Genomic DNA, 21,634 nt, shown 5'->3' on the forward strand with positions numbered 1-21,634 from the left:
CCAGCGACGCTTCACAAAACCTAGAGGCGCCTTATTGGAGATTTTGCGTATGCTATCTCGATTTAATGTACGCATTAGGTCAATGCCTTTCATGACCTCTTTAGCTGCCGGCGCCGCTTTAAACTGCAACACCTGCAAGAACTCAGGGGTATAGCGCCTTAACATGGCATAGCTATCGTTAACGCGGTGCAGAAAATCAAAATCATCAGGTTGGGCCAGTTGCTGCGCTTCCTGCACGCTACACACAAAATCATCTCAATTGATGATTGATTCAATTGCTTTAAATGGATCTTGTTTCTGCTCTCGGGCATCGACCAGGGCCTTGCCAATGCGACCATAAAGTTGAACCTTCTTATTTATTGCTCTACCTGATTCTTGAAACTGCTGGTGGTGCTTATTTTTTGCCGCATTAAAAATACGTCCTAAGATCTTGTCATGCAAATCAATGATTTCATCAATCACGGTTGCCGTGCTTTCAATGGCGATAGCTACCAAGGTGGCATAACGTCTGGCAGGTTCAAATTTTGCTAAATCGGCTGAACTCATTTGACCGCCTTCGCGCGCTATCTTGAGCAACCTATTTTGATGCACCTGCTTTTCAATTCCCTCGGGAAGACCCAGAAACTGCCAGGCATGCAAGCGCTCAATATGCTATATCATCTGACGCGAATTGCTTCTTCCTGGCGATTGGCGCATCCACGTGAGCCAAGTGACAGTTGATTGGGTGCGACGCTCTAGAAGATGGTCAAGGCGTTCTTTGTGGGTAGCGGTGAGAGAGGAATGTAAGACCTTGAAAATTTGACGATTAGCCTGCGTTAGGGCTTGAGCGCAGGCCCTCTCAATGACATCAATATTTGGAACAATAATGCTGTTATTTCTCAGGTGGGTTACTGCATATTCTGCCAATACAATGCCTTTATCAGATTGACTGGCAAGATTTGTTAGCGCCAAGACTAACTGTCGGCGCTCACTGATCCCAAATGCCGCAATCTTCAAATAAGCTCTTAAGACAAGTAAATGTTCGCGCCTAGTTTCCGACCTTAAAGCGTAACCGTCCCATTGGTCTGGATCAATATTAAGTTGCTTGGCAACCCAAGTTACCAATTCATTGGGGACTTGGGTGGGTGAATTTGGCAATAAACCCTGCCCAGGGTATAGCAATAAGCAAATTTGAATTGCCATTCCCAATCTATTTTGATCGCCACGTCTTTGATTCACCCAGGAAATATCTTTCTCACACAATGTGTAGCGCTCAATTAGGCCTTCCTTGTCAATGGGGATTGCTATTAACCCCTCTTTTTCTACTGCGGATAATATTGAGCGACGTGGCATCGAAGTTTTCCTTTAGAGAAATAGCCTGCTTTTATGCTTGCAATGAAACTACTTTTGCATATTAAGTTGAAAAATATTTAAAACTAATTCTATAATCGTTATTATGGACATAACTATAAAATAATCATAAACTCACTTTTATGAAAACATCTTTAACAACCATTCACCTCCTTTGGCAACCTTCGAATCTATGACCGATTTCCCCAATGAACCGCAATTAGCTGCTTTGCGGGCATGGTACGCTGGTGTAAGCTCACGGGAAGCGGTAGAGCGCTATCTCCCAGAGCAAAAGCAAAGGGGGCAATCAGCCAGAGGGATGATTGGGCAAATCCGCGCGCAACTGATTGCCATCGCCAAAGAAAAACACCAGGCTGCTTTGCTGATAGTCATCGCCCATCCAGAAAAAGACAAGCGCAAGATGGCCGGTAAGGTGATAAATGCCATTGATCAGCTGAAGATTGCCGTAGTGCCGCAGCCCTTAATCAGTGATGCGATTGGGATGTGGTTTTCGCAGCGAATTGCCAGAACTCTCAAGGAGCATGGCATTGCTACCTTGGCGGATTTAACGGTGCGCATCCCAAGACGCAAACGCTGGTGGCTTGCGTTGCCAGGATTGGGCGCAGCCAGCGCTAAAAAGATTGAAGCTTTTTTTGCCAACCATCCCCAGCTCACCGCCAAGGCTAGAGCGCTAATCATACAAACTAGTCCAGAGATTGTTCCTTGGGAAAATCTACCGACCATGGTGTTGCCTGGCGACCTTAATGGTGCACGCGGCACCTTTAGAGCGCCTCGTGCGCACTGCACTTTAGATGCCGGTAATGACTATGAAGCGGTGCAAGCTTGGTTGTCCTTACATGAAAACAAAGTCACGCACGACTCGTACCGCAAGGAAGTAGAGCGCCTGATTCTGTGGTCTATTAAAGAACGGGGGCGGGCTTTATCGTCTTTGACCACGGAAGATGCCGTCGCTTATCGACAGTTCCTGCGCCATCCCTCGCCAAGATCACGCTGGATTGGTCCAGCGCGTCCCAGGTTGTCATCTGAATGGAAACCTTTTGTAGGCCCGCTATCCCCTAGATCGGTTGCCTACGCTTTGACCGTGATTACCGGTTTATTTCGCTGGCTCATGGATAAGGGCTACATGCTATCAAACCCCTTTTCTGGAATCAAAGTCAAAGGTGCAAACAGAGCCAATGCCATGGAAATTAGCCACACTTTTACATCCGGGGAGTGGCAACTCATTCGCTCGATTGCCGATGGCTTGGAATGGTCTTATGGTTGGCAAGAAAAAGCGGCTCAGAGATTGCGATTTATTTTGGATTTTTCTTATGCCACCGGATTGCGGGCCAGTGAATTGGTTGGCGCCATACTAGGCGCCATTGAAAAAGATAGTCGTGGAGATTATTGGCTCCATGTGATGGGTAAGGGTCAAAAGATCGGCAAGGTGGCACTGCCACCGATGGCTAAGTTAGCTCTAGAGCAATACTTGGTCGCTAGAGAATTGCCCACCACCCCGCGATATTGGAAAGCGGATGCGCCGCTCATTGGCTCGCTTCAAAAGAATCAATCCAATACGAGTGAAAATAAAAATGAGGGTAAAGACCAGAGCAAACATGTCGCGGGGATTACTTCTGCACGCCTGCGCAAGCTCTTAGGGCGCTTTTTTGAAACCGTTGCCACTACTGTTGAAAGCGAGCAGCCCGCATTAGCAGCAAAGGTGCGTCTTGCCACCCCCCATTGGATGCGCCACACCCACGCCACCCACTCATTAGCCAAAGGCGTCGATCTGACAACTGTGCGAGATAATCTGCGCCATGCCTCAATTGCCACTACCTCCATCTATCTACATGGAGATGATATTAAGCGGGCCAAGCAGATGCGGGAGGCTTTTAGGACTTAGCCTGGATTAGGCGCTATGGGAAGCCAATTTAATCCTCAAGCCCCAATGTCATTACTGATAACATCAAAAACTCGATAAAATTGACTTTAAATAATGCAATGAAGATGCTTAGCCACCCTAAACAATCCATGTCACATTACCGACAAGCCATGAAAGAGCGAAAGAAAAAAGAGATTACTTCTTTATTGGCCGTTGCTGGTCCCATGGAGGCAAAATCGATCATCGAGATGATTGAAGATATCAGTGAAGTCACCGCCCATCGCTATCTAGATGAGTTACTTGCTGCTGGTCATATCCGCAAGGTGCGGGCACAAGGCAAGCGAAAAAATATTCGTGCCTATGAGTTTTTAAGCGAGTATGGCGCAAAAACAGATATGGTCAGTCGTGCGCTGTCCCATCCACTGCATCAACTTACCCTGTCTTTTGCCAGAAAAGATAAGTCACCCCCAAGAAATCGCTCAATAAGGGTGGATGCTGACAAATCTCATGAGCCATGATTAGCATCATGAAAATCAAATCCCGCATATGAAAATCGATATTGATCAACTTTCCGAAATTGAGCTTACTCATCTAAACCGGCGCATTGTGCAACGTTTGCAGTTTTTACAAAAGGTGCGAACCCATCACACATGCTGCAATTTTCGATCGGGCAATCCGTTTCATTTGAGCCTTCTGGCTATCCTAGGCTCTTTGGCATCATCGCTAAATACAATCAAAAACAATTACCGTAATTACCCAAGATGGACAGCATTGGAATGTTTCTCCTGCCTTGCTGCGAGAGGTCAAAGACTGCGACGCTCATGGCAATGACCATCGTCATGGCGCTGCTGTCGACAGAAAGCGTTTACCAAGGTAGGTAATTCTGAGTCCATTTAAAATTTACCGAACCATATTTATCCGACTGGAAAACTTGCATGCCTATTCCTAAAAATGCCTTATGTCCTTGTGGCAGTGGTAAACAATATGAGTACTGCTGCTCGACTGCTTTGAATCTTTTGATGACCCAATCGCACCCCAAGAATCATGAGGGCGCAGCGTCCAAAGCACTTGCCTGGTTATTTGATCGTCACCGCAAAGGGATGCGAGTTGCGCGCGAAAAATTGCTAAGTGAAGTCCTCGCTCCCGAAGAAATCAAAGCCCTCGATAAATTACATGCCGATACCTACACTGGCGTTGATATTAATTTAACTGAGTGGCTGTTGGCGCAAGGCAGTATTTTAGTCAAAGGCTCTTTACGCAATATTGCTGATCATGTCCTGGGCGAAGGTGGCCCCACGCTTACCCTGGGGCAGCGAGCCTGGATTGCACAGCTCTCTAGGCAGCCGCTACGCTTATACGATGTGACCGATGTTGTTCCGGGAGCGCAAGCAACACTGTGTGATGCAGTCGATTTGCAAGCGCCCCCAATCGTAGTGCGCGAACGCTCGGGGACACGTAACCTTGAGCCAGGCATGCGCCTGGGATGTCGCGTCATGACCGTGCAAGATCATTTCGAATTATCGGGCTGCGCCTATCCCTTCTCGAGAATAGTGGGTCATATGGTTACACAGGTCTATGAAACCTATCTTGAGGAATTTAGCAAAGATCGCAAAAAAGCCAAACAAGAAGAGCTCAGCCTCATTATTCTGTCTCAGTGGCTCAAACAATTTGTAGCGCCTTTGCCAATGCCACAAATGATCGATGCCTTTAGTGGCGATCCGATGTTATTTATTACAGATCACTACTTGGTTCACAGTTGGAAGTTGCTCGCGCAGCGCCTAGAAAACGAATTGGATGTTGAAGGCAATATCACGGATGGCTGGGCTCGCCATCTTGAATGCACTGACGGGCAAATACGTCCGACTGTCAGTATTGAGCCTGATACTACAAGCAATCAAGTCGCTGTTTTTAATAAAACGCAGCGCTATGCCGATCAAGGCCGTATTTGGTTTGATGCGCTAGCAGGCGATGCAGTCAAGTTTCAAACACGCGAAATGATCGACCAAGCGACCCCTATTTCAAAGCAAAAGCCCAGCGCAGCCAAAAAGAAATCTCCAAGCATCCAAGACGACATCAGCTCAGTCGAAATTACCAAGGTAATTGAATCAGCGTTGCATCGGATGTATGCCAACTGGGCAGATGAGCCTATCCCCATACTTGAGAATCAAACTCCAAGGCAAGCCATGACGACCCCTGCAGGGCTAGAGCGCGTTAAAGGTTTAATTCGAAGTTATGAAGCTTCAGAGCAATTATCGGCAAAAGAGCAACAACGCGAACCAGTTTCATATGACTTTTTGTGGGAGGCATTAGGCCTTACGTATTGATTTGTCGCCCTTTAGTGTTGCTATGGGACTACTCCATCTTTCAGTTGCTCAAACGAATATTTGGGTTGGACAAATTCCGCTGGTTTAGGCTTAGAATCCCAATAGAGCCTCAAAGGACCGCTTCTAAGCCTTTACGCTCTAGTAGGCTAAGTAACTTTAGCGATGGTCCACTAGGATGCTTGTCCCCAACCTCCCATTTGCGCACCGTTGATAAGCTTGTATTGAGCACGGCTGCCAGAACAGCTTGACTCAATTGAAGGTGATCGCGCAGGGCTCGAATCTTTCCGCTGTCATATTCTGGAATTGGATCAAGACATAGAGCGTCGAACTTATTCATCTTTCGCTTATCAATAAATCCCAGGCGATGTAGATCACTGGCTGTTTCATGAACAGCTTCAAATATTAGGCTTTTAGCCTTGGTTTTAATTGCCATTGCAAATCTCCTGTAATGAACCATCTTCAACCGCTGCATTGAGTTGCTGCCCCGTTCTGGCTAACAGCTGTGTTGCGATATCCTTTAACGCTTCTAACTCATCGTCTGCAATATTGGCCCGATCACTTTTCTCGAACCCGTAGACGAAAAACCATCTATTGCCTTTATTGGTCGCAACTAATGTTCGAGCGCCACCACGTTTGCCTCTACCGGCAAGACCAATGCGCTTTTTAACGACTCCGTTACCAAGATCGACATCAATTAGGCCATGCGACATCTCTGCCACAGCCTGACATAACGCGCTCTCAGTTAAATTTGTCTTGCGCAACCACCGACTAAAGTAACGGGTTTTAAATACTCGCTTCATTTGTTTATTATGCCACTAAGTGGCATATATTGTCTAGCCGTTGTTTAGAGGGGATTTGCTAAAAGGGTCTTAACGTACGATTTGTTCCGTTTTCTGTGGCGACCCCACCTTGAACAGTAATGAGGCCCTCACCTAGCAATTTTTTTGATTGGCTGTCTGTAATCTTACTTTCCACTAAAAGCGCTGGCGTTTTTGAGTTCACACCACCTGCATAAGCGGCTGCGTTCATAGCTAAACCAATTGGAGTGAAATTCCAGGGCTGCAAGCTGTCTGCAGAGCTTTCAGCACCAGTAATGCCAACCGATACGCGTGCAACTCCAGGGCCGGGCTGAGTCACGATTCTGATGGTTCCACGTGCATTGACTGCCTCAACCATGGATGCCTGTAACGCAGCTTTCGCCTTATTAATCACGTCGATACTCACATCTTTAGTTGCACTTTGATTGAGATAAATCGGATCAAGAATGACAGATGTATAAGCGCCAGGATTTACGCCAGAGATGCGATATCTCCAAATACGGACATCCTTATCATTGGTTGCCATTGGAACCAAAAGATTGTAGTCAGGCAAGAATCCCGATCTAGGCATAGATTCTGTTGCTAATTTTGGCGCATTGCTACACGCTACCAAAGTAATTGCGGCAACTAAAGAGGCCAGCAATAAGTTCATTTTTTTCATCATCAGTCCGAGTGTTTGGTTGTAATAGTTATAAGACTAAATGTATTAGAGATCATCATACCCACATCTGATTAATCTGGTGCCGGGCACGGTAATGTTCCGCCAGTCTTTTTATGGATTTGAGGCTTGCAATCAGCCTGCGATGGAGTCGATTTAGCTGCACTGGTTGCTGCTGGTATTGCAGTATTTGATGTGGAAGTAACGACAGATGTTGCGCCCACAGCAACAGGAGCAGCAGAAGAAGTATTTATTGTTGGAGTAGGCTTAGCCGGCGCAAGGCCTACTTCTCTGTAAAACGCTTTATCTGAACCAGGACATGGCATTAAAGTGCCAGTTTTTGGGTTCACAACATCTTTACATTGGGGGTTGGCCTCAAGACGGGCCTCTAATTTGGCAACCGAGCAGGCAGAAGATAGAAATAGAGTGCCAAGCACTAGGAAAGCAATATTAATTAATCTGATATTCATTGGATCATTCTAAGGCAAAGAAGTAGATGAAAATAAGTATGCAGCTATAAATTGGGGCGCACCAAAGAGAAAGACTTTGGCCTGCCCAGCACGATTCGAACGTGCGACCTACGCCTTAGCTAAAAGTAGTACGTAAGGTCTCAACAAATATATCCGCCTGATTAACTGCCCAAGCGGCATCTTCTTCTGAAACAGCATCACCTTTGTAATCCGCCATTAAACGAAGATCCTCAACCTTGTTAAGGGACTTGCCAAGCTCTAAAGAAACTTGATCAGATTTAACAAGCTCAAGACTGAATTTTGATATGAGGCCACTATGGGTCTTTGTATTAACTGTTGACTCATCGATACCAGATGCCAAAAGAGCTGCCCTAGCAGCATCAAACATAGCGTAATAAGCACGGTTACAAGCACCATCAACATCCCCAGCATTTAACAAAATTCGAGCTGAAGCTGCTGCAGTTTGAGCTTTAGCAAACAGTTCTTTTGCTTTCAAAGAACAATGCCTTCATTTTGAATATTTCTTAAAAGACTGGGGTTGGAATAATTCTCTGGGTGATCCCACTCTTCCTGCCAAATAGGCAAAGGTTGAATGCGAATGCCGGAATCCAACAGAACGTCATAGGCCAAATCATCCATCGCAAATTTAGTAGCCATAAAGCGGCTCGGTTTGCCTCGCAATAAAATAGCAATATCTGCATCACTCTCGCTTTGGTGTGTATTGCGGGCACGACTACCAAACAGGAAGGCCTTACTTACATCATATTGACGCGCAATTTTCTCCATAAATGCATGAGCTGCATTTTGGGTGGCTATGTCAATCATGGCTGAATTCATATGACGTAATTATGCTAAGAAATAGGTATCTGAGCAACAGATACACAGTAAATAGTGGTACTAGTTGAAGTTTTTCGCCTGCCCAGCACGATTCGAACGTGCGACCTACGCCTTAGAAGCTGTAAAAATGAGCTAAAACAACAGCAGAAACAATGGCATAAGCCTAGCTAAAAAAGGTGTCCAGTACGCACCGAGATCACTGGAATCATATGGAATTCAATGGTTTTGATATGGCATTGACAGATGTAGGGTTGGTTAAAGCGTCACTACATGGTGTCGCGTTACGTGACACAGCATAAAGAATTGGTCTAGCATCAGCCCATGTCCTCCAAAAAACCTACGGGTCAAATTGGTCCAGTAAGCCTTACCCAGGCGAAGTATCCGTCCATCACATGGGAGCAGATTAACTTCCCTAAGGCGAAAGATCAAATTGAAGCAAAAATAGTTAATTATTTTGTTGCAGCTGGAACAGCCGTAGGTTTCAGGGTTTTAGAGGTAACTCAAAATATTGAAAATGATATTGATTACTCCCTAACACTTCCAGGCGGTAGGATTGACCTAGAGCTAAGTGAAATTATTTACTCAGCTGAACCCGGAAACCCGTATATTTCAGGGTCAATGCCTATAAAGTGCAGGGACTTTTCTCGTCAAATTATTGATCTTGTAATGAAGAAGTCTTCGAAATATTCCCCACTGAATGCGAATCCCATTCATCTTCTTCTATACATAACGCATTGGAGTTTTTTGCCAAACGAACTGGTAATAAGATTAATTCAACATGAGCTGAACATTGCAAAGCATATCTTCGAAAATATTTTTCTTCTTATTCCACTGGATTCCAAAAACGCAAATCTTCGAGTTCTTTACCCCTCAAAAAACCCGCTTGAGAAGTATTCACCACAAGAATTTTATGACTCCACGTATATAGGTCTTGGGATTCTTGCCCATCCGAGATATGCGCCAAGCCACGTAGTCATCCACTAGCTCTTGGGTAATGTCATTGACCTGGTAGCCACCAAAGAATGGGATCAAGTACTTGGTGTAGATGTGTATGTAATCAACATGAGTACGTTTATTGGGATTGGCCTGGACTACTCGGGCAGCCATAGCCAGCTCTTGCGTGGCTAATTGCCGAAAAGTCCGAGTCTTAATGGCTAGATCACTGGCTAGCTTGACCTTGACTGTTTCATAGATGGCAATGGCTTGGGTTGTGGCTTCGGCCACCTGATCTGAGCCAGTACTTGTGGAATGCCAAGCCCCCGTAGCAAGCTTAAAGCGGCATTGCCAATGGTGACTCGTAGGCCTCTTATAGAGAGTGAGAACTCCACCAAGAAGCTTGATAGGCTCAGTCTCGGCGGCAGTACTGGAAAATAAGAGCGATAAATTATTCATTACAAGTGTCTCGTTACACGACACTTGTAAGCTTAATTTCAGATTTGCGTTTGGGCGACCTGAATTATTTACTGTCGGTTAAACCGACAATGCAGCGTCAAGGCCACGATAGACTGTTGCTGATCACAAAGCAGACCTTCGCCATACTTAAGGATGGCAGGCTCAAAACGACCCATAGCAGACATCGGCATTAAAAAGGAATAATCAATTCTTCCATTAAATATCTATAGAAATAGTAAGGGCCAAGAAATCCTGCCATCTTGCCATAACCTGCCCGAGTCTTAAAGAAGCAATCATTGTCATACTCAGTCTTTTATTTTGATTTTGTCAAGAGGTGATAAATATCCAGTACGCACTCGATAGCCATATGCAATCTTCCCCTTAATAAGAAGGTCGTAGATCCCCATAATCCGGCTATATGTATGAAATTGGTGATAACCAAATTGTTCGAAAAACCCTGTCATCAGAAGACGTATCAGGCTGCTTGTTTTATCTTGCCGAAAGCGTGAAAACTCCTGCAATAAAACAGCACTTACCGAGACCACTACTCCTAGCACTACGCCAAATATAAAAAATAAGGCAATGTCTGTAAGACTTGCAAGGCCTACAAAATAGGCAAATGGGGCTAGCAGCATAGTCAAGCCCTCCACTAAAGCAGAAAGAGCCTCAAAGATAAAGAAAAAAGGAACGCCGAACATACCTACCATGCGATAACGGGGGTTAAACATCATGTCGCGATTCCAAATGAGGGATTGTAAGATTGCCCTCTGCCAAAAGTTTCTTTGAGAATTCAGCGCCTTCCAAGTTTCTGGCACTTCTGAGTAACAACCAGGATCTGGTATGTAGGCAATCCTTAAAGGGCCTAACTCTTTATGATTTTGGATATACCGATGAATACTCACGGTCAATTCAAAATCGTCCACTACTGCATTCAGATTAGCGCCACCAACTTTCAAAAAAATATCCTTACGGACTAAAGTGTATGCACCAGACATGCAAAGCATGCTATTTAACTTTGATAAACCTGCCCGGGCCCACTGAAACGCCCTGAGATACTCAACATACTGGAACATTGGCAGCCAATTTTTTGGCAGTCCACGACTAATGATTTTTCCTTCATGGACTATGAGTCCATTTGAGGGTCGAATCATCCCTGTTGCCGCTACAACATATTGATCATCCAAAAATGGATGAATCATTCTTAGCAATGCATCCTCTTCTAGAACGCAATCAGCATCAATCTGACAAATAATAGGATAGCGTGCATGCTCTACTCCTGCATTATTGGCATCAGCTCTACGACCATTTTCCTTATCAACTACTAGTAAGTTAGGATATTTTTCGGAAAGATATACACCATGCACTAGCTTTGTCTGTAATTTTTTACTAAAGACGTGCTTAGTAGGAAACATTTTGAAACGCTCTATCAGCAGTCTCAAGGTAGCGTCCTCTGAGCCATCGTTTACGACGATTACTTCAAATCGAGGGTAGCGCAGTAAAAGACTATTCAGAACAGTTTCAATAATCATCTTTTCTTCGTTATACGCAGAAATAACAATTGAAATAGGTAGTGTCAAGCTTGATTCACTGATGCGTTTGAACTCTCCAAAATGAATCCCTTGGTGATATTTTCTTTGTTCCCAGGCGCCTAGAATAATTAATAAGAAATAGATACCATGCATTAACAGGAAATACACCAAAATCGCTTCAATTAAAAATTTTGCTAATGTAATAAGCGCTGGATCAAACGCAATACTCATACGCTTACCTCTGAATGACTTCGATCCAAAATCATTTGGGATATTTCTCGAGCAAATCGATCAGGGCTTTTTAGACTTTGAAGCAAGGCCTCTTTTCCATCGACGCCTAGATCCCCTAAAGATGAAGCGCAATTGAATCTGACCCACCAAACCCTATCGGTTAATCCCCGCTGAAGTGCGCTAATACTTACAGCCCCGGGGAAATATCCTAAGGCTTTAGCAGATGCTGATCTTATTTCCCACCGATCATCAAGCATGCCGCCCAAAATCATTGGAAAAGCGCTAGCATCTTCAATTGACCCCAAAGCGCCATAGGTCTCGATTCTGATTTCCAGATTAATATGCGATGTCAATTGAGTCAATGTAGAAATACTTGAGCTTGCTTTCTTATAGCCTAAAACTGCAATGGCGACTTGTATACCCGATTCGCTTGCCGCAGGATCCTTTAAGTACTGAACCAATATTGGAATAGCGCGATCATCAAAACGCAGAATAATTTCAATTAAGCGTTTTATAGGCCACGAACCTTGTAGAGCTAAACTAGCAAGAATAGGCCTGATTGATGACGGGTCATCGAGCTCAGAAAGAGATTGTGCTGCTGCTATACGGACATCTAAATACTCATCACCAAGGCCATGGAGCAGTGGTTGAGTCGCAATCTCGGCGGAAGTAATGAATGGCAAATAAGTCATTACATTGAATCTATCAAGCCAACTAGTCGACTTTAGCCTATATAGTTCTTTGCTAATAATGAATTCACAATGACATTCGGGAATGACCGACAGTAATCTTGCTCGATATACTGGATTTGCTGACTCACCCATTTGCGCTAACACTCCAACGAGTTCAGCATTTTGAGAATGAATCAGTTTTTGTAACGCATTAGCCGATAGATTGCCATGCAGGTAAGACTCAATACAGTTTTTTAACCACTCTCTGCTCAGAGCAATCCTCTTTTGCCTATAGTTCGCATACAGGTTATAAAAGATCACCGCCACTGAAAGAATACTTACTATCGCCAATAGAACTAACACACCATAAGCAAAATAAATAAGGAAGAATGGGGTGTTAAATTAATAAGAGCCTCGCTACGTCAATTCAATTGAGTTTTTATCGGTACTCAGAGCAATTAATTGATCAATCGTTGCATCCAAGGTCCATTGTGATTTGAATCCAGTGAGCGCCAGAAGCTTTTTGAGCACTGGGCGTCGATGAGTAATATCCTCAAATTCCAATCCATAAGCTTCTTCGTAACTGATATATTCGATGCTTGCTTGCTTACCAGAGCGTTCAATAATGCGCCTTGCTAAATCTCCAATAGAAATTTCTTCATCGCTACCAACATTCACAATCTCACCATTTGCGGCAGGATTTGATGCAAGAAGATCTAAAGCTCGAACCGTATCGGCCACATTGCAAAATGAACGAGTTTGTGTACCGTCGCCAAATACTGTTAACCCTCTTCCTTCCATGGCCTGTTTGATGAAATTCGGAAAGACCATTCCATACTTTCCGCTTTGATGGGGGCCAACAGTATTAAATAACCTAGCAATGACTACTCTGATATTCGATTTCTTCATAAATGCGTAGGCTAGATACTCATCGGATAACTTTGTCACTGCATAGCACCACCGCAATCTACCTGCTGAGCGCAAGACAATATCATCGGTTTCTTTGAACGCAAGTTTTGTATTAAATCCATACACTTCAGAGCTTGAAGCCACTACCACTTGAGATAATGGGTTTACTTCAGCAACCGATCTAAATACCCGTTCTGTGCCGGCGATATTGGTAGCCATCACAGCGCGCGGATCTTCAAGCACTTTCTTTACACCAACAATTGCTGCCATATGGTATATACGATTGGACCAACGTACTTCAGCTTTTAAACCATCCCAGGTCAGTATATTGGCTTCTTGAAACTGAAATTTTGGATTTTGAAATAGAACTCCAATATTGCTAATTTGCCCAGTGGATAAGTCATCTACTACATGAACCACATCATTCTTAGCTAAGTGATAGGCCGCTAAATGTGAACCAATAAATCCTGCTCCGCCAGTAATCAATATATTCATATCTTCCTAAAAAGTGACTCGTAAGCCAAGTTGTCCACCATTACGCTGGTAGTAAGAGCCCTCTTTACCATGCCATAGCGCTGTAGTAACACCGATAGTTTTTGTAATCCAGTACAGACTATCGATTTGCACATACTGAAATTGAATACTTGCTAGATTATTAAGCGCCACTACTGCAGGCTCCATCCCTTGTGCGTATGTAAGGCCTAAGCGGTTTTCGCTAGACCCGATCCATTGCCCTTGAACCTTCGAAGCAAAAGATCCTTGATTACGATTAATAGAGGAAACCATACCAACATAGGCAAATCTAAACTCACCAATATATTTTTCTAGCCCTAAGCTATACATATTGGTTGCAGCATTGGCATAGGATTCAGAGTACTGTTTTTGGTTTGCAGCAACTATATAACCAAAACCCTCAGGAAGTTTTCCGTTCCACCCTATTCCAAAAGATGTCTGAGGTAGAAAATTAGGGTTCGCTGAATATCCTCCATCTAGATTAATCACTCCAAGTTTTGTTGGATATGCATAAGTAACATTGAGATCTTGGTCGACCATACTAAAACGTTGGACATTTTGAGCTTGGACATTGACTAAGCCATTTTCTTTAAGAGGCAGAGAAAGATTAAGGTACTGTGCACTCCAGGATGCATAGTTATTAGTTAACTGATCATAGTTCGACCCAATTTCTATATACGGCGCAGCATCAAATACTGCTGGCCTCCCCGCATTATCAGGTAGAAGCTCATCTAAAGCTGAAGCCCCAATCTGTACATTGAGGGCTTCTTGCGCTGGAGTCGATCGGTTGCTGACTAAGAACAAAATAGGAATTATGCATTTTGCATAATTTATTAATAGATTGCGAAGGGCTATGCGCATCACAACTACAGAGCGCTTAGGGGTAAGCAGCGAGGTCGTATACAAGGAAATAGCAGACTTATCATGACATCTTTAATGCCGCCTGATTATTCATAACCGCCATACTGAAAATCCAGCATTCTCAAGAGCAGTTCTGGAAATTGCGCTTTGAACATCAATAAAACAACCATGGGAACGTAGTTTGCTAGTTAATTTCTCTATCGACATTGCCATAAATTCATCATGACTTATAGCAAAAATGATGGCATTAACAATTGGCAAGTCATCCCACTGAATCAATTCAACCCCATAAACTGAATAAGCCATCTGCGGCTTTACCACTGGGTCGTAAACTATTACTTCAACTCCAAATGACTCGAGCTCTTTAACTGTGTCAATAATCTTAGAATTACTAAGATCCTGAACGTTTTCCTTAAACGCCAATCCAAAAATACAAACCTTAGCTCCATTAATAACAATTCCTGCAGCGATCATCTGTTTCACCGTCTGATCGGCGATGTATTTACCCATACCATCATTAATTCTTCTGCCTGCCAAAATAACATCTGGGTGGTACCCCAACATTTCTGCTTTGTAGGTCAGGTAGTAAGGAACTACTCCAATACAGTGACCGCCTACTAAGCCAGGTCGTATTGGGATAAAATTCCACTTCGTAGATGCGGCATCAATAACTTCCTTTGTATCAATGCCTACCAAGTTTGAAATAATAGCGACTTCATTCATTAAACCGATATTCAAATCGCGCTGCGTGTTTTCTACTACCTTTGCAGCTTCGGCAACTTTAATGCAAGAAGTGCGATATACACCTGCTTTAATAATCTTTTCATAAAGAGTTGCAACACTCTCTAAAGTTTCTAATGTATCACCAGAAACAATTTTTATGATGTCTACTAAGGTATGTTTTTTATCGCCAGGGTTGACTCTCTCCGGGGAATAACCCACATGAAAATCTATTTTCCATTTCAGGCCAGATGCAGCCTCCAATGCAGGAATGCATACCTCTTCAGTGGCACCGGGATAGACAGTTGATTCATATACAACCGTTACCCCCGGCTTCATATACTTTCCAACCATCTTACTTGCCGTGACCAGAGGATTTAAATCAGGTTGATGCATTGCGTTAACTAGAGTTGGAACTGCCAAAATAATAAAATCTGCAGCAGCCAAACAATGAGGATCATCGGAAAAGGTGAGATTTGGAGAATCGGCTAGTTCCTTTGATTCGACCTCGCCTCCTGGCGCATGGTGCGCTTGGAGGAGCGCCACTTTCTCCGCAGAAATATCAAAACCAACTGTTGGGAAATGTTTGCCGAACTCTACAGCAAGCGGTATACCTACGTACCCCAGCCCAACTATTGCAACAGATGTCATGGCCTTACCCCGCAAGGATTAAATTAACTTTAAAATCTAGGGCGATAGGATTAGCAGGATGCTAATTCAGTTCAGAGGTTCACATCTTCAGCATATATTAGATATTTAAGTGTCTTTTGATCTAGATCAATCAACACCCGTCTATCTTATCATCATTTACTTCTTGGTTTATTAAGCTTTGCCTCGAATTAAATCAGCAACTTCTCTTGCTTGATTGGAAAGCTTGACTGCTTCAGCCGCTGAATCGGCTGCCATCCTCGAGGCATTAGCGGCTTCAGACGAAGCTTTTAATAGAGACTCTTCTGCTTGATGGGCTACTGCTGATGCTGCTGCGGCTGTGGCTGACTCCACTGCGGCCAACGCTGCTGCTACTGCGGCTGTTACTGCAGACTCAACTACGGCCATTAGGGCGGGATTTCCAGATGCCTCTTTAGCTGCCAACATCGCATTCATTGCGGCAATTCGGGATTGCTCGGTGGATTTGGCTGCTCGTTTTGCCGCTTCAGATGAATGCAGAGTTAAATCATTTAAGGTATTTAGAGCAATAGCGTAACTCCTGCTGACACCCTTATAAGTAGACCTGAGATCATCAAGATTCGTTTTAAGTGCTGCTATTTGAATATAGACTTGCTCTAGTTCTCGTGTTTGTGTCATGACTTCCTATAGTTTGACTACTCTTTTGAGGATACTCGCTATTCCAATGCAGAAGTAATGTATTTAACTTGCTTTGTGACAGTTAAAAGCCCTTTTATTAAAGTATTGAGCGCATACTGAAATGATGCCATCAAAATCTAGCTCTATTACGTCTGAACATATGCGTCTGTCTGACCTAATTCAGCAATTGGATTTAATGCGCAATGAGATTAACAAAGACCGTGAATCCTTAAAGTCTATCAATACCCCGATATCTCTCATGATCGTTCGTGCAGAGACTGCAGAAGCTGCTCTCATTAATAGCGATATAGCTTTAAAAGCTCTAAAGCTACTCCTGGCGAATAGCCTTGCAATTATTCATTCTGGTAAAATCGTCATTGCATCCATGCAAGCCACTATCAAAGAAAATGATGAAGATAAAGCCATCAAACTGCTTGCTTTGGCTGAGCTATCTAAGATTATTGAAAAGAATAAGGAATCGCTCAAAGCAAGTGCTGAGGCACTTTCTGCGGTCAAAGAGCTTGCCTTTACTGATGCTCTAACACGTCTACCCAATCGAAGACTGCTTAATGATCGCCTAAGTCAAATCATTAAATCTAATAAACGCTGGACTTCTTATGGCGCAGCTATTTTTCTAGACTTGGATAAATTCAAAAAAATTAATGACGAGTATGGCCATCAAGCAGGAGATGATTTATTAATTTTAGTAGGAAGTCGACTTAAATTGGCTGTGCGTGAAACTGATACTGTCGCACGGTATGGAGGAGATGAGTTTGTAGTTTTACTAAATCGTCTCAATGGCAATCTAATTGATGCCAGAGTTGAGTCTGAAATCATTGCCAAGAAGATTCTTGCTGCGCTAGAGCCACCCTATACCCTCCATGTCCAAATGCCCGATGGAGTAACGAAGAGGATTGAATGCAGGATTTTTGCCAGTCTAGGCGTGGCAATCTTTAATGGGGACTTGAAAACAGAAAGCGTCATTTTAGACTGGGCAGATGAGGCGATGTATTGGGCTAAAGCTGAAGGCGGTAGAACTATTCGTTTTTATGACGCCAAAAATTCTAGTGACCAAACATTAACCAAGCTGTATCAATTAGCTATTGATAATGACGATGAATCCAGCAATCACGGCATTCGCACTCGAAAATATGTAAAAACTCTAGCGCATCGCGCTCAGCAAATGAATTTGTATCCCAATCAGTTGAGCGATGAGATTATTGAACGATTATTCAAAACCACCCAATTACACGATATAGGCAAGACAGAAGTTCCATATGCCATCCTTCATAAAAAGACAAAATTTACACCACAAGAATGGGAGGTTATGAAAAACCACGCAGCACTTGGCGGCATGCTTCTTGAGGCTGCTAAAAAGCAAAATGTGGAACTTTCTGACCTTCTCAATACGGCAATTGATATTGCAACTAGCCATCATGAAAACTGGGACGGGACAGGCTACCCAAAGGGTCTTGCTGGAAATGCCATCCCTTTAGGTGGACGCTTGATGGGAATTGCGGATGTCTATGATGCATTGATCAGTAAAAGGAGTTACAAAGAGGCTTGGAGCCATGAAGATGTCTGTAAAGAAATCATCTCGCTTTCTGGAACTAAATTTGACCCTTACCTTATAGAAGCGTTTAAGCGCGAAATGGACAATTTCAAACTCATTGCTGAGATCGCAAAAGACTAGCTATATGTCCACTATAGGCCATTCTCTGCCACCACCAATCATCACCCAAATTGAACGTCAGCAAGCCAACCCATAAGAGCCACCTGACCGTCGCGTAACCGGACATCCGATAGTCGGGTCAAACCGACACTAAATGACTAAGGTCAAAAGTGAATTAGCCCTGAGTTTCTATCCACCCCACCCAGTCGCAGGGTCACACATAGTCAAAAGGATCTCCCACGCTAGACCCAAGGCCACTTTTACGCTAGACAAGCTCATCCATGATCAGCCACAATCGAGCCAATACATAAGCCTGAAACAACATTAAATAGTGAAATTTGGCCTGCCCAGCACGATTCGAACGTGCGACCTACGCCTTGTTTTTACTGAGCTTCGATTATTTTTGTTATCTGGGTTTGAAGGTTAGGCAGATTGATCTCGATTGTTTTCCAAACAATTTGCAGATCCACCTTAAAGTAACCATGTGCTAATGCATTGCGCATTTCATAGGCAACCAACAGAGGAAGTTCAGGATGCTTAGCTAAAAATTCAGGAAAATGGCGCTCAATATTCTTGCTGGCCTCGCCAATCACTTCGAAATTCCGAATAACCGCATCTTGAATTAATTGGCTGTTGATAAAACCAAGTTCATCAATATCGGCACAGTAATCCTCTATTCGCTTTATAGCCTCAAGAATATGCTCTAAATAGTCCTGCAAACGCTGTGGATCACGCGTCATATTGGCATTGCGCCTGCAATCACTGAGTTGCGAAACTTTTCCGGCAGAGCATTTGGGGTCAAAACATCCACTGGAACACCCAGTAATTGCTTTAATTTATAGCGGATTGCGCCAATATCAAATAATGTTGTTTCGGGACTAGGATCAATCAAAACATCTAAGTCACTACCATCAGTGTCGGTGCTGTTCGCCACTGAGCCAAAAACGCGTGCATTACTGGCATGATGCGCTTCAATGATTAAGCGAATCTGGGCACGGTTGGCGTTCAGGGCAATCGAAGGTTTCATGTCTCTAGATTATGCAAATATTTGGCCTGAAGATCAACACAAAGGATGTTTTGGCCTGCCCAGCACGATTCGAACGTGCGACCTACGCCTTAGAAGCTTTAAAAATGAGCAAAAACAATAGCAGAAACAATGACTTAAGCCTTACTAGATCAGGCGTGGCATACGCATCGAGATCATTGGAATCATGTGGAATTCAATAGTTTTGATATGGCATCTACAGAAGTGAAGTCAGTTAAACCGACGCTGGATGGTGTCTTGTTACGTGACAGTCAGTTACTCTGCATCGCCCGACCCACCAGTTATACAAAGGGATCGCAGAAATGTGGTCCCTTTTCTTTTGGCTATTTGGAATGTGTTGGCAACTGTGTGGACTCAATAGAAGATCTATTGGACCGTGATGAGCGGGGATGGTCTACGCTGATTGACCGTGAGCGTCTCAAAACGCAACAGATAATAACGCTTGTCGGGTTAACCGACAAACTGGGCAATGCCCCCATTTCGAGTTACTCAAAGCAACATCAATCTATCTTAAGCAGATATTCAAGAGTGATGAGGTTCTGGAAAGACTTAACTTGATAACAAACCTTTTTTCTCAATAAACTCAATAATTCCTTTAAGCCCATCGCCTGACTTTATGCTACCCATGATAAATGGTCGATCACCACGCATCTTTTTGGCGTCTGACTCCATTATGGGTAAGGAGGCTCCAACATAAGGTGCAAGATCGGTCTTATTGATTACCAATAAATCAGAGCGTGTAATTCCAGGCCCGCCTTTACGAGGAATCTTTTCCCCTCCAGCTACATCAATCACATAAATCGTCAAGTCAGAAAGCTCTGGGCTGAAAGTTGCCGCTAAATTATCACCACCAGACTCAATAAAAATAATATCTACATCTGGATACTGATTCTGCATACGGTCAACGGCTTCTAAATTGATAGAGGCATCCTCTCTAATGGCGGTATGAGGGCAACCACCTGTCTCAACCCCCATGATTCGCTCTGGATCTAAAGCGCCTGCAACAGTAAGTAAACGCTGATCTTCTTTAGTGTATATATCGTTGGTAATCACTACCAAGTCATACTGATCACGCATTGCTTTACAAAGCATCTCGAGCAAAGTTGTCTTGCCTGAACCTACAGGGCCACCAATACCAACTCTTAAAGGGGGATTTTTTTTAGTTCTCATTATTTCTTTTGTCTATGAACGGAATAATCGGGAATACTGAGTCTCGTGCCTGGAAGAAAGGATAGCCAACATTGGTGAAAAATTGTCAACCATCGATAAACCAGATTTAGCTCTTTGTTCAGCCTGCTCAACCATTTCAGGAACAAGCAAGCGAAGCTTTGTTAAGGCATGCTGCCCTGCTACTTGACCCAGCGGTATAGCTTTTAAAGAAGCTGCTACTTGGTTTTCTATCCATGAGAATGCATAAGCTGCAAGCCCATTCTTTGACTGTATATTTAGATGAAAACAGGCATAGCTATGGGCCGTCAATAATGACAAAGGTTTGATTGCGGATAATTTAGTAAGGTATTCGCTACCCCAACCCAAAGACTGAGCAATTTGCAATAAAGACCAACCCATCTGCTCAGTTTCTGATCTGAGCTCTGAGGTTTCGCGACTGGCTAAAAAATAGTCGTTCAGACTTTGGGCGGAATCAATATCATTTTTTGCCCATGCCTCATAACTGAGAAGCCAAAGTGGGGCTTCAGATCTGACAAAGACGCCTAAAAATACATCTTTTATCCATGCTTCTGCAGTAAGAGCATCGTTTACCAAGCCAGAATCAATGGCAGCTTCTAAGCCCTGAGAATAGCTATATCCACCGATTGGCAATGCTGGTGATGCCAACTGCATCAATGCAGTGATTTCGTTTAGATCAATGCTCATGTGAATGATCATGATCGCCGTGATGATGGTGAGAGCATCCAGGCCCATGAACATGTGGCTTCTCATGTTCGGCATACACTTTTTGAGCTAAGGCATAGTCACTATCAAATGTCTCAGCATGACTATGGCGATGTCCACCTCCATACGCACCTGTTTCAGGCTCAAACGGGGCAAATTCATGCTTAGACTCCAACCCCAATTGATGAATCATGCCCTCTAACACTGAGTCAGGCTCAATCCTCAAGAATCCCAAGCCCACCTGAACAGGAATATGTCGATTACCTAAGTGGTAAGCAGCCCTCATCAGCTGATGTGCGTCGGTAGAGGCAATTGTTATTACCTCTTGATCCGCCGCGGAGATTCGAATCATGGATCCATCATCTGCAATCAAAATATCATCACTTGCCAGCACATTACCTCTTGGCAGAAAAAAGTGTGCCTCGCGACCATCGGAAAGTATTTCTGAAAAACGGCTTTTATTGCGTACCTCAAATGGCAACTTTAGTTCGAGCGCTCTAGCAATAACTGCTTTGGCTAAGCCCTGTCCTTTGGGGATGATTTTCTCAACGCGAATTGGTTCTGACATAATTTTT

23 protein-coding genes and 1 pseudogene are annotated in these 21,634 nt (G+C 43.7%); 5 read left to right on the forward strand and 19 right to left on the reverse strand.

Going from position 1 to position 21,634, the window contains the following annotated elements; genetic code table 11:
• Nucleotides 1–1,332, reverse strand: a pseudogene (locus tag ICN48_RS13875) (DUF4158 domain-containing protein); the annotation flags it as partial.
• Between the two features lie 190 nt (nucleotides 1,333–1,522).
• Between ICN48_RS13875 and ICN48_RS08710 the strand changes: the two are divergent.
• The 3 genes from ICN48_RS08710 to ICN48_RS08720 all read left to right on the forward strand — a co-directional run bounded on the left by ICN48_RS08710 (nucleotide 1,523) and on the right by ICN48_RS08720 (nucleotide 5,535).
• On the forward strand, nucleotides 1,523–3,232 hold the full coding sequence (locus ICN48_RS08710; protein WP_216153317.1) for a phage integrase family protein: 1,710 nt from the start codon (nucleotides 1,523–1,525) through the stop codon (nucleotides 3,230–3,232).
• 128 nt (nucleotides 3,233–3,360) lie between these two features.
• A complete protein-coding gene (locus tag ICN48_RS08715) occupies nucleotides 3,361–3,729 on the forward strand; it encodes a hypothetical protein (RefSeq protein ID WP_216153318.1) in 369 nt (122 codons plus the stop codon).
• A 417-nt stretch (nucleotides 3,730–4,146) separates the two neighbouring features.
• Nucleotides 4,147–5,535, forward strand: coding sequence for an SEC-C metal-binding domain-containing protein (locus tag ICN48_RS08720; protein ID WP_216153319.1), 1,389 nt, complete (start codon nucleotides 4,147–4,149; stop codon nucleotides 5,533–5,535).
• A gap of 109 nt (nucleotides 5,536–5,644) precedes the next feature.
• Here ICN48_RS08720 and ICN48_RS08725 read toward each other — a convergent pair whose 3' ends face one another.
• The 6 genes from ICN48_RS08725 to ICN48_RS08750 all read right to left on the reverse strand — a co-directional run bounded on the left by ICN48_RS08725 (nucleotide 5,645) and on the right by ICN48_RS08750 (nucleotide 8,306).
• Nucleotides 5,645–5,968 carry a DNA-binding transcriptional regulator gene (locus ICN48_RS08725; protein ID WP_216153320.1) on the reverse strand — a complete coding sequence of 108 codons (324 nt, stop codon included), beginning with the start codon at nucleotides 5,966–5,968 and terminating at the stop codon, nucleotides 5,645–5,647.
• Nucleotides 5,958–6,335 carry a type II toxin-antitoxin system RelE/ParE family toxin gene (locus ICN48_RS08730; protein ID WP_216153321.1) on the reverse strand — a complete coding sequence of 126 codons (378 nt, stop codon included), beginning with the start codon at nucleotides 6,333–6,335 and terminating at the stop codon, nucleotides 5,958–5,960. The genes ICN48_RS08725 and ICN48_RS08730 overlap by 11 nt, the downstream gene beginning before the upstream one ends.
• A 58-nt stretch (nucleotides 6,336–6,393) precedes the next feature.
• On the reverse strand, nucleotides 6,394–7,005 hold the full coding sequence (locus tag ICN48_RS08735) for a DUF3313 domain-containing protein (RefSeq protein ID WP_255539516.1): 612 nt from the start codon (nucleotides 7,003–7,005) through the stop codon (nucleotides 6,394–6,396).
• A gap of 80 nt (nucleotides 7,006–7,085) precedes the next feature.
• Complete coding sequence (locus tag ICN48_RS08740) at nucleotides 7,086–7,481, reverse strand: hypothetical protein (protein WP_216153322.1); 396 nt, start codon at nucleotides 7,479–7,481, stop codon at nucleotides 7,086–7,088.
• A 115-nt stretch (nucleotides 7,482–7,596) separates the two neighbouring features.
• Complete coding sequence (locus ICN48_RS08745) at nucleotides 7,597–7,977, reverse strand: HEPN domain-containing protein (RefSeq protein ID WP_216153323.1); 381 nt, start codon at nucleotides 7,975–7,977, stop codon at nucleotides 7,597–7,599.
• Nucleotides 7,974–8,306 (reverse strand): nucleotidyltransferase domain-containing protein, encoded by a 333-nt coding sequence (locus ICN48_RS08750; RefSeq protein ID WP_255539517.1) that lies wholly within the window; start codon nucleotides 8,304–8,306, stop codon nucleotides 7,974–7,976. The genes ICN48_RS08745 and ICN48_RS08750 overlap by 4 nt, the downstream gene beginning before the upstream one ends.
• 333 nt (nucleotides 8,307–8,639) lie before the next feature.
• Between ICN48_RS08750 and ICN48_RS08755 the strand changes: the two genes are divergently transcribed.
• Nucleotides 8,640–9,302 carry a hypothetical protein gene (locus tag ICN48_RS08755; protein ID WP_216153325.1) on the forward strand — a complete coding sequence of 221 codons (663 nt, stop codon included), beginning with the start codon at nucleotides 8,640–8,642 and terminating at the stop codon, nucleotides 9,300–9,302.
• Here the strand turns inward: ICN48_RS08755 and ICN48_RS08760 are convergent.
• The 7 genes from ICN48_RS08760 to ICN48_RS08790 form a co-directional block, all read right to left on the reverse strand.
• Complete coding sequence (locus ICN48_RS08760; protein WP_216153326.1) at nucleotides 9,213–9,710, reverse strand: hypothetical protein; 498 nt, start codon at nucleotides 9,708–9,710, stop codon at nucleotides 9,213–9,215. The two genes, ICN48_RS08755 and ICN48_RS08760, sit on opposite strands and share 90 nt — an antisense overlap.
• 305 nt (nucleotides 9,711–10,015) lie before the next feature.
• Nucleotides 10,016–11,470, reverse strand: coding sequence for a glycosyltransferase (locus tag ICN48_RS08765; protein ID WP_216153327.1), 1,455 nt, complete (start codon nucleotides 11,468–11,470; stop codon nucleotides 10,016–10,018).
• Nucleotides 11,467–12,504 carry a HEAT repeat domain-containing protein gene (locus tag ICN48_RS08770; protein ID WP_216153328.1) on the reverse strand — a complete coding sequence of 346 codons (1,038 nt, stop codon included), beginning with the start codon at nucleotides 12,502–12,504 and terminating at the stop codon, nucleotides 11,467–11,469. Before ICN48_RS08770 ends, ICN48_RS08765 begins: the two co-directional genes overlap by 4 nt.
• A 54-nt stretch (nucleotides 12,505–12,558) precedes the next feature.
• Nucleotides 12,559–13,545: an NAD(P)-dependent oxidoreductase gene (locus ICN48_RS08775; RefSeq protein WP_216153329.1), complete on the reverse strand. Its 987-nt coding sequence runs from the start codon at nucleotides 13,543–13,545 to the stop codon at nucleotides 12,559–12,561.
• A gap of 6 nt (nucleotides 13,546–13,551) precedes the next feature.
• On the reverse strand, nucleotides 13,552–14,469 hold the full coding sequence (locus ICN48_RS08780; protein WP_216153330.1) for a YaiO family outer membrane beta-barrel protein: 918 nt from the start codon (nucleotides 14,467–14,469) through the stop codon (nucleotides 13,552–13,554).
• Nucleotides 14,470–14,514: 45 nt separating this feature from the next.
• Complete coding sequence (locus tag ICN48_RS08785) at nucleotides 14,515–15,795, reverse strand: nucleotide sugar dehydrogenase (protein WP_216153331.1); 1,281 nt, start codon at nucleotides 15,793–15,795, stop codon at nucleotides 14,515–14,517.
• Between the two features lie 171 nt (nucleotides 15,796–15,966).
• Entirely contained in the window at nucleotides 15,967–16,449 is a 483-nt protein-coding gene (locus tag ICN48_RS08790) for a hypothetical protein (RefSeq protein WP_216153332.1), read from the reverse strand.
• Between the two features lie 121 nt (nucleotides 16,450–16,570).
• Between ICN48_RS08790 and ICN48_RS08795 the strand changes: the two genes are divergently transcribed.
• Entirely contained in the window at nucleotides 16,571–18,142 is a 1,572-nt protein-coding gene (locus tag ICN48_RS08795; RefSeq protein ID WP_216153333.1) for a diguanylate cyclase domain-containing protein, read from the forward strand.
• A gap of 362 nt (nucleotides 18,143–18,504) precedes the next feature.
• On the opposite strand, the gene ICN48_RS08800 is transcribed toward ICN48_RS08795, so the two are convergent.
• From ICN48_RS08800 to ureE, 5 genes are all read right to left on the reverse strand, one after another.
• Nucleotides 18,505–18,861 (reverse strand): DUF86 domain-containing protein, encoded by a 357-nt coding sequence (locus ICN48_RS08800; RefSeq protein WP_216153334.1) that lies wholly within the window; start codon nucleotides 18,859–18,861, stop codon nucleotides 18,505–18,507.
• Complete coding sequence (locus ICN48_RS08805; protein WP_216153335.1) at nucleotides 18,858–19,148, reverse strand: nucleotidyltransferase family protein; 291 nt, start codon at nucleotides 19,146–19,148, stop codon at nucleotides 18,858–18,860. The genes ICN48_RS08800 and ICN48_RS08805 overlap by 4 nt, the downstream gene beginning before the upstream one ends.
• A gap of 567 nt (nucleotides 19,149–19,715) precedes the next feature.
• A complete protein-coding gene (ureG, locus tag ICN48_RS08810; RefSeq protein ID WP_216153336.1) occupies nucleotides 19,716–20,336 on the reverse strand; it encodes an urease accessory protein UreG in 621 nt (206 codons plus the stop codon).
• Between the two features lie 12 nt (nucleotides 20,337–20,348).
• Nucleotides 20,349–21,041 (reverse strand): urease accessory protein UreF, encoded by a 693-nt coding sequence (locus ICN48_RS08815; protein ID WP_076024350.1) that lies wholly within the window; start codon nucleotides 21,039–21,041, stop codon nucleotides 20,349–20,351.
• On the reverse strand, nucleotides 21,031–21,627 hold the full coding sequence (gene ureE / locus ICN48_RS08820; protein WP_076024339.1) for an urease accessory protein UreE: 597 nt from the start codon (nucleotides 21,625–21,627) through the stop codon (nucleotides 21,031–21,033). Before ureE ends, ICN48_RS08815 begins: the two co-directional genes overlap by 11 nt.
• Nucleotides 21,628–21,634 lie beyond the last annotated feature (7 nt).

The sequence above is a fragment of the Polynucleobacter sp. JS-Safj-400b-B2 genome, from assembly GCF_018881975.1.
GTDB lineage: Bacteria > Pseudomonadota > Gammaproteobacteria > Burkholderiales > Burkholderiaceae > Polynucleobacter.

Coding starts and splice junctions, on each gene's coding strand:
- ICN48_RS08710 (WP_216153317.1), top strand. CDS start 1,523: ATGACCGATTTCCCCAATGAACCGCAATTAGCTGCTTTGCGGGCATGG.
- ICN48_RS08715 (WP_216153318.1), top strand. CDS start 3,361: ATGTCACATTACCGACAAGCCATGAAAGAGCGAAAGAAAAAAGAGATT.
- ICN48_RS08720 (WP_216153319.1), top strand. CDS start 4,147: ATGCCTATTCCTAAAAATGCCTTATGTCCTTGTGGCAGTGGTAAACAA.
- ICN48_RS08725 (WP_216153320.1), bottom strand. CDS start 5,968: ATGGCAATTAAAACCAAGGCTAAAAGCCTAATATTTGAAGCTGTTCAT.
- ICN48_RS08730 (WP_216153321.1), bottom strand. CDS start 6,335: ATGAAGCGAGTATTTAAAACCCGTTACTTTAGTCGGTGGTTGCGCAAG.
- ICN48_RS08735 (WP_255539516.1), bottom strand. CDS start 7,005: ATGAACTTATTGCTGGCCTCTTTAGTTGCCGCAATTACTTTGGTAGCG.
- ICN48_RS08740 (WP_216153322.1), bottom strand. CDS start 7,481: ATGAATATCAGATTAATTAATATTGCTTTCCTAGTGCTTGGCACTCTA.
- ICN48_RS08750 (WP_255539517.1), bottom strand. CDS start 8,306: ATGATTGACATAGCCACCCAAAATGCAGCTCATGCATTTATGGAGAAA.
- ICN48_RS08755 (WP_216153325.1), top strand. CDS start 8,640: ATGTCCTCCAAAAAACCTACGGGTCAAATTGGTCCAGTAAGCCTTACC.
- ICN48_RS08760 (WP_216153326.1), bottom strand. CDS start 9,710: ATGAATAATTTATCGCTCTTATTTTCCAGTACTGCCGCCGAGACTGAG.
- ICN48_RS08765 (WP_216153327.1), bottom strand. CDS start 11,470: ATGAGTATTGCGTTTGATCCAGCGCTTATTACATTAGCAAAATTTTTA.
- ICN48_RS08775 (WP_216153329.1), bottom strand. CDS start 13,545: ATGAATATATTGATTACTGGCGGAGCAGGATTTATTGGTTCACATTTA.
- ICN48_RS08785 (WP_216153331.1), bottom strand. CDS start 15,795: ATGACATCTGTTGCAATAGTTGGGCTGGGGTACGTAGGTATACCGCTT.
- ICN48_RS08790 (WP_216153332.1), bottom strand. CDS start 16,449: ATGACACAAACACGAGAACTAGAGCAAGTCTATATTCAAATAGCAGCA.
- ICN48_RS08795 (WP_216153333.1), top strand. CDS start 16,571: ATGATGCCATCAAAATCTAGCTCTATTACGTCTGAACATATGCGTCTG.
- ICN48_RS08800 (WP_216153334.1), bottom strand. CDS start 18,861: ATGACGCGTGATCCACAGCGTTTGCAGGACTATTTAGAGCATATTCTT.
- ICN48_RS08805 (WP_216153335.1), bottom strand. CDS start 19,148: ATGAAACCTTCGATTGCCCTGAACGCCAACCGTGCCCAGATTCGCTTA.
- ureG (WP_216153336.1), bottom strand. CDS start 20,336: ATGAGAACTAAAAAAAATCCCCCTTTAAGAGTTGGTATTGGTGGCCCT.
- ICN48_RS08815 (WP_076024350.1), bottom strand. CDS start 21,041: ATGAGCATTGATCTAAACGAAATCACTGCATTGATGCAGTTGGCATCA.
- ureE (WP_076024339.1), bottom strand. CDS start 21,627: ATGTCAGAACCAATTCGCGTTGAGAAAATCATCCCCAAAGGACAGGGC.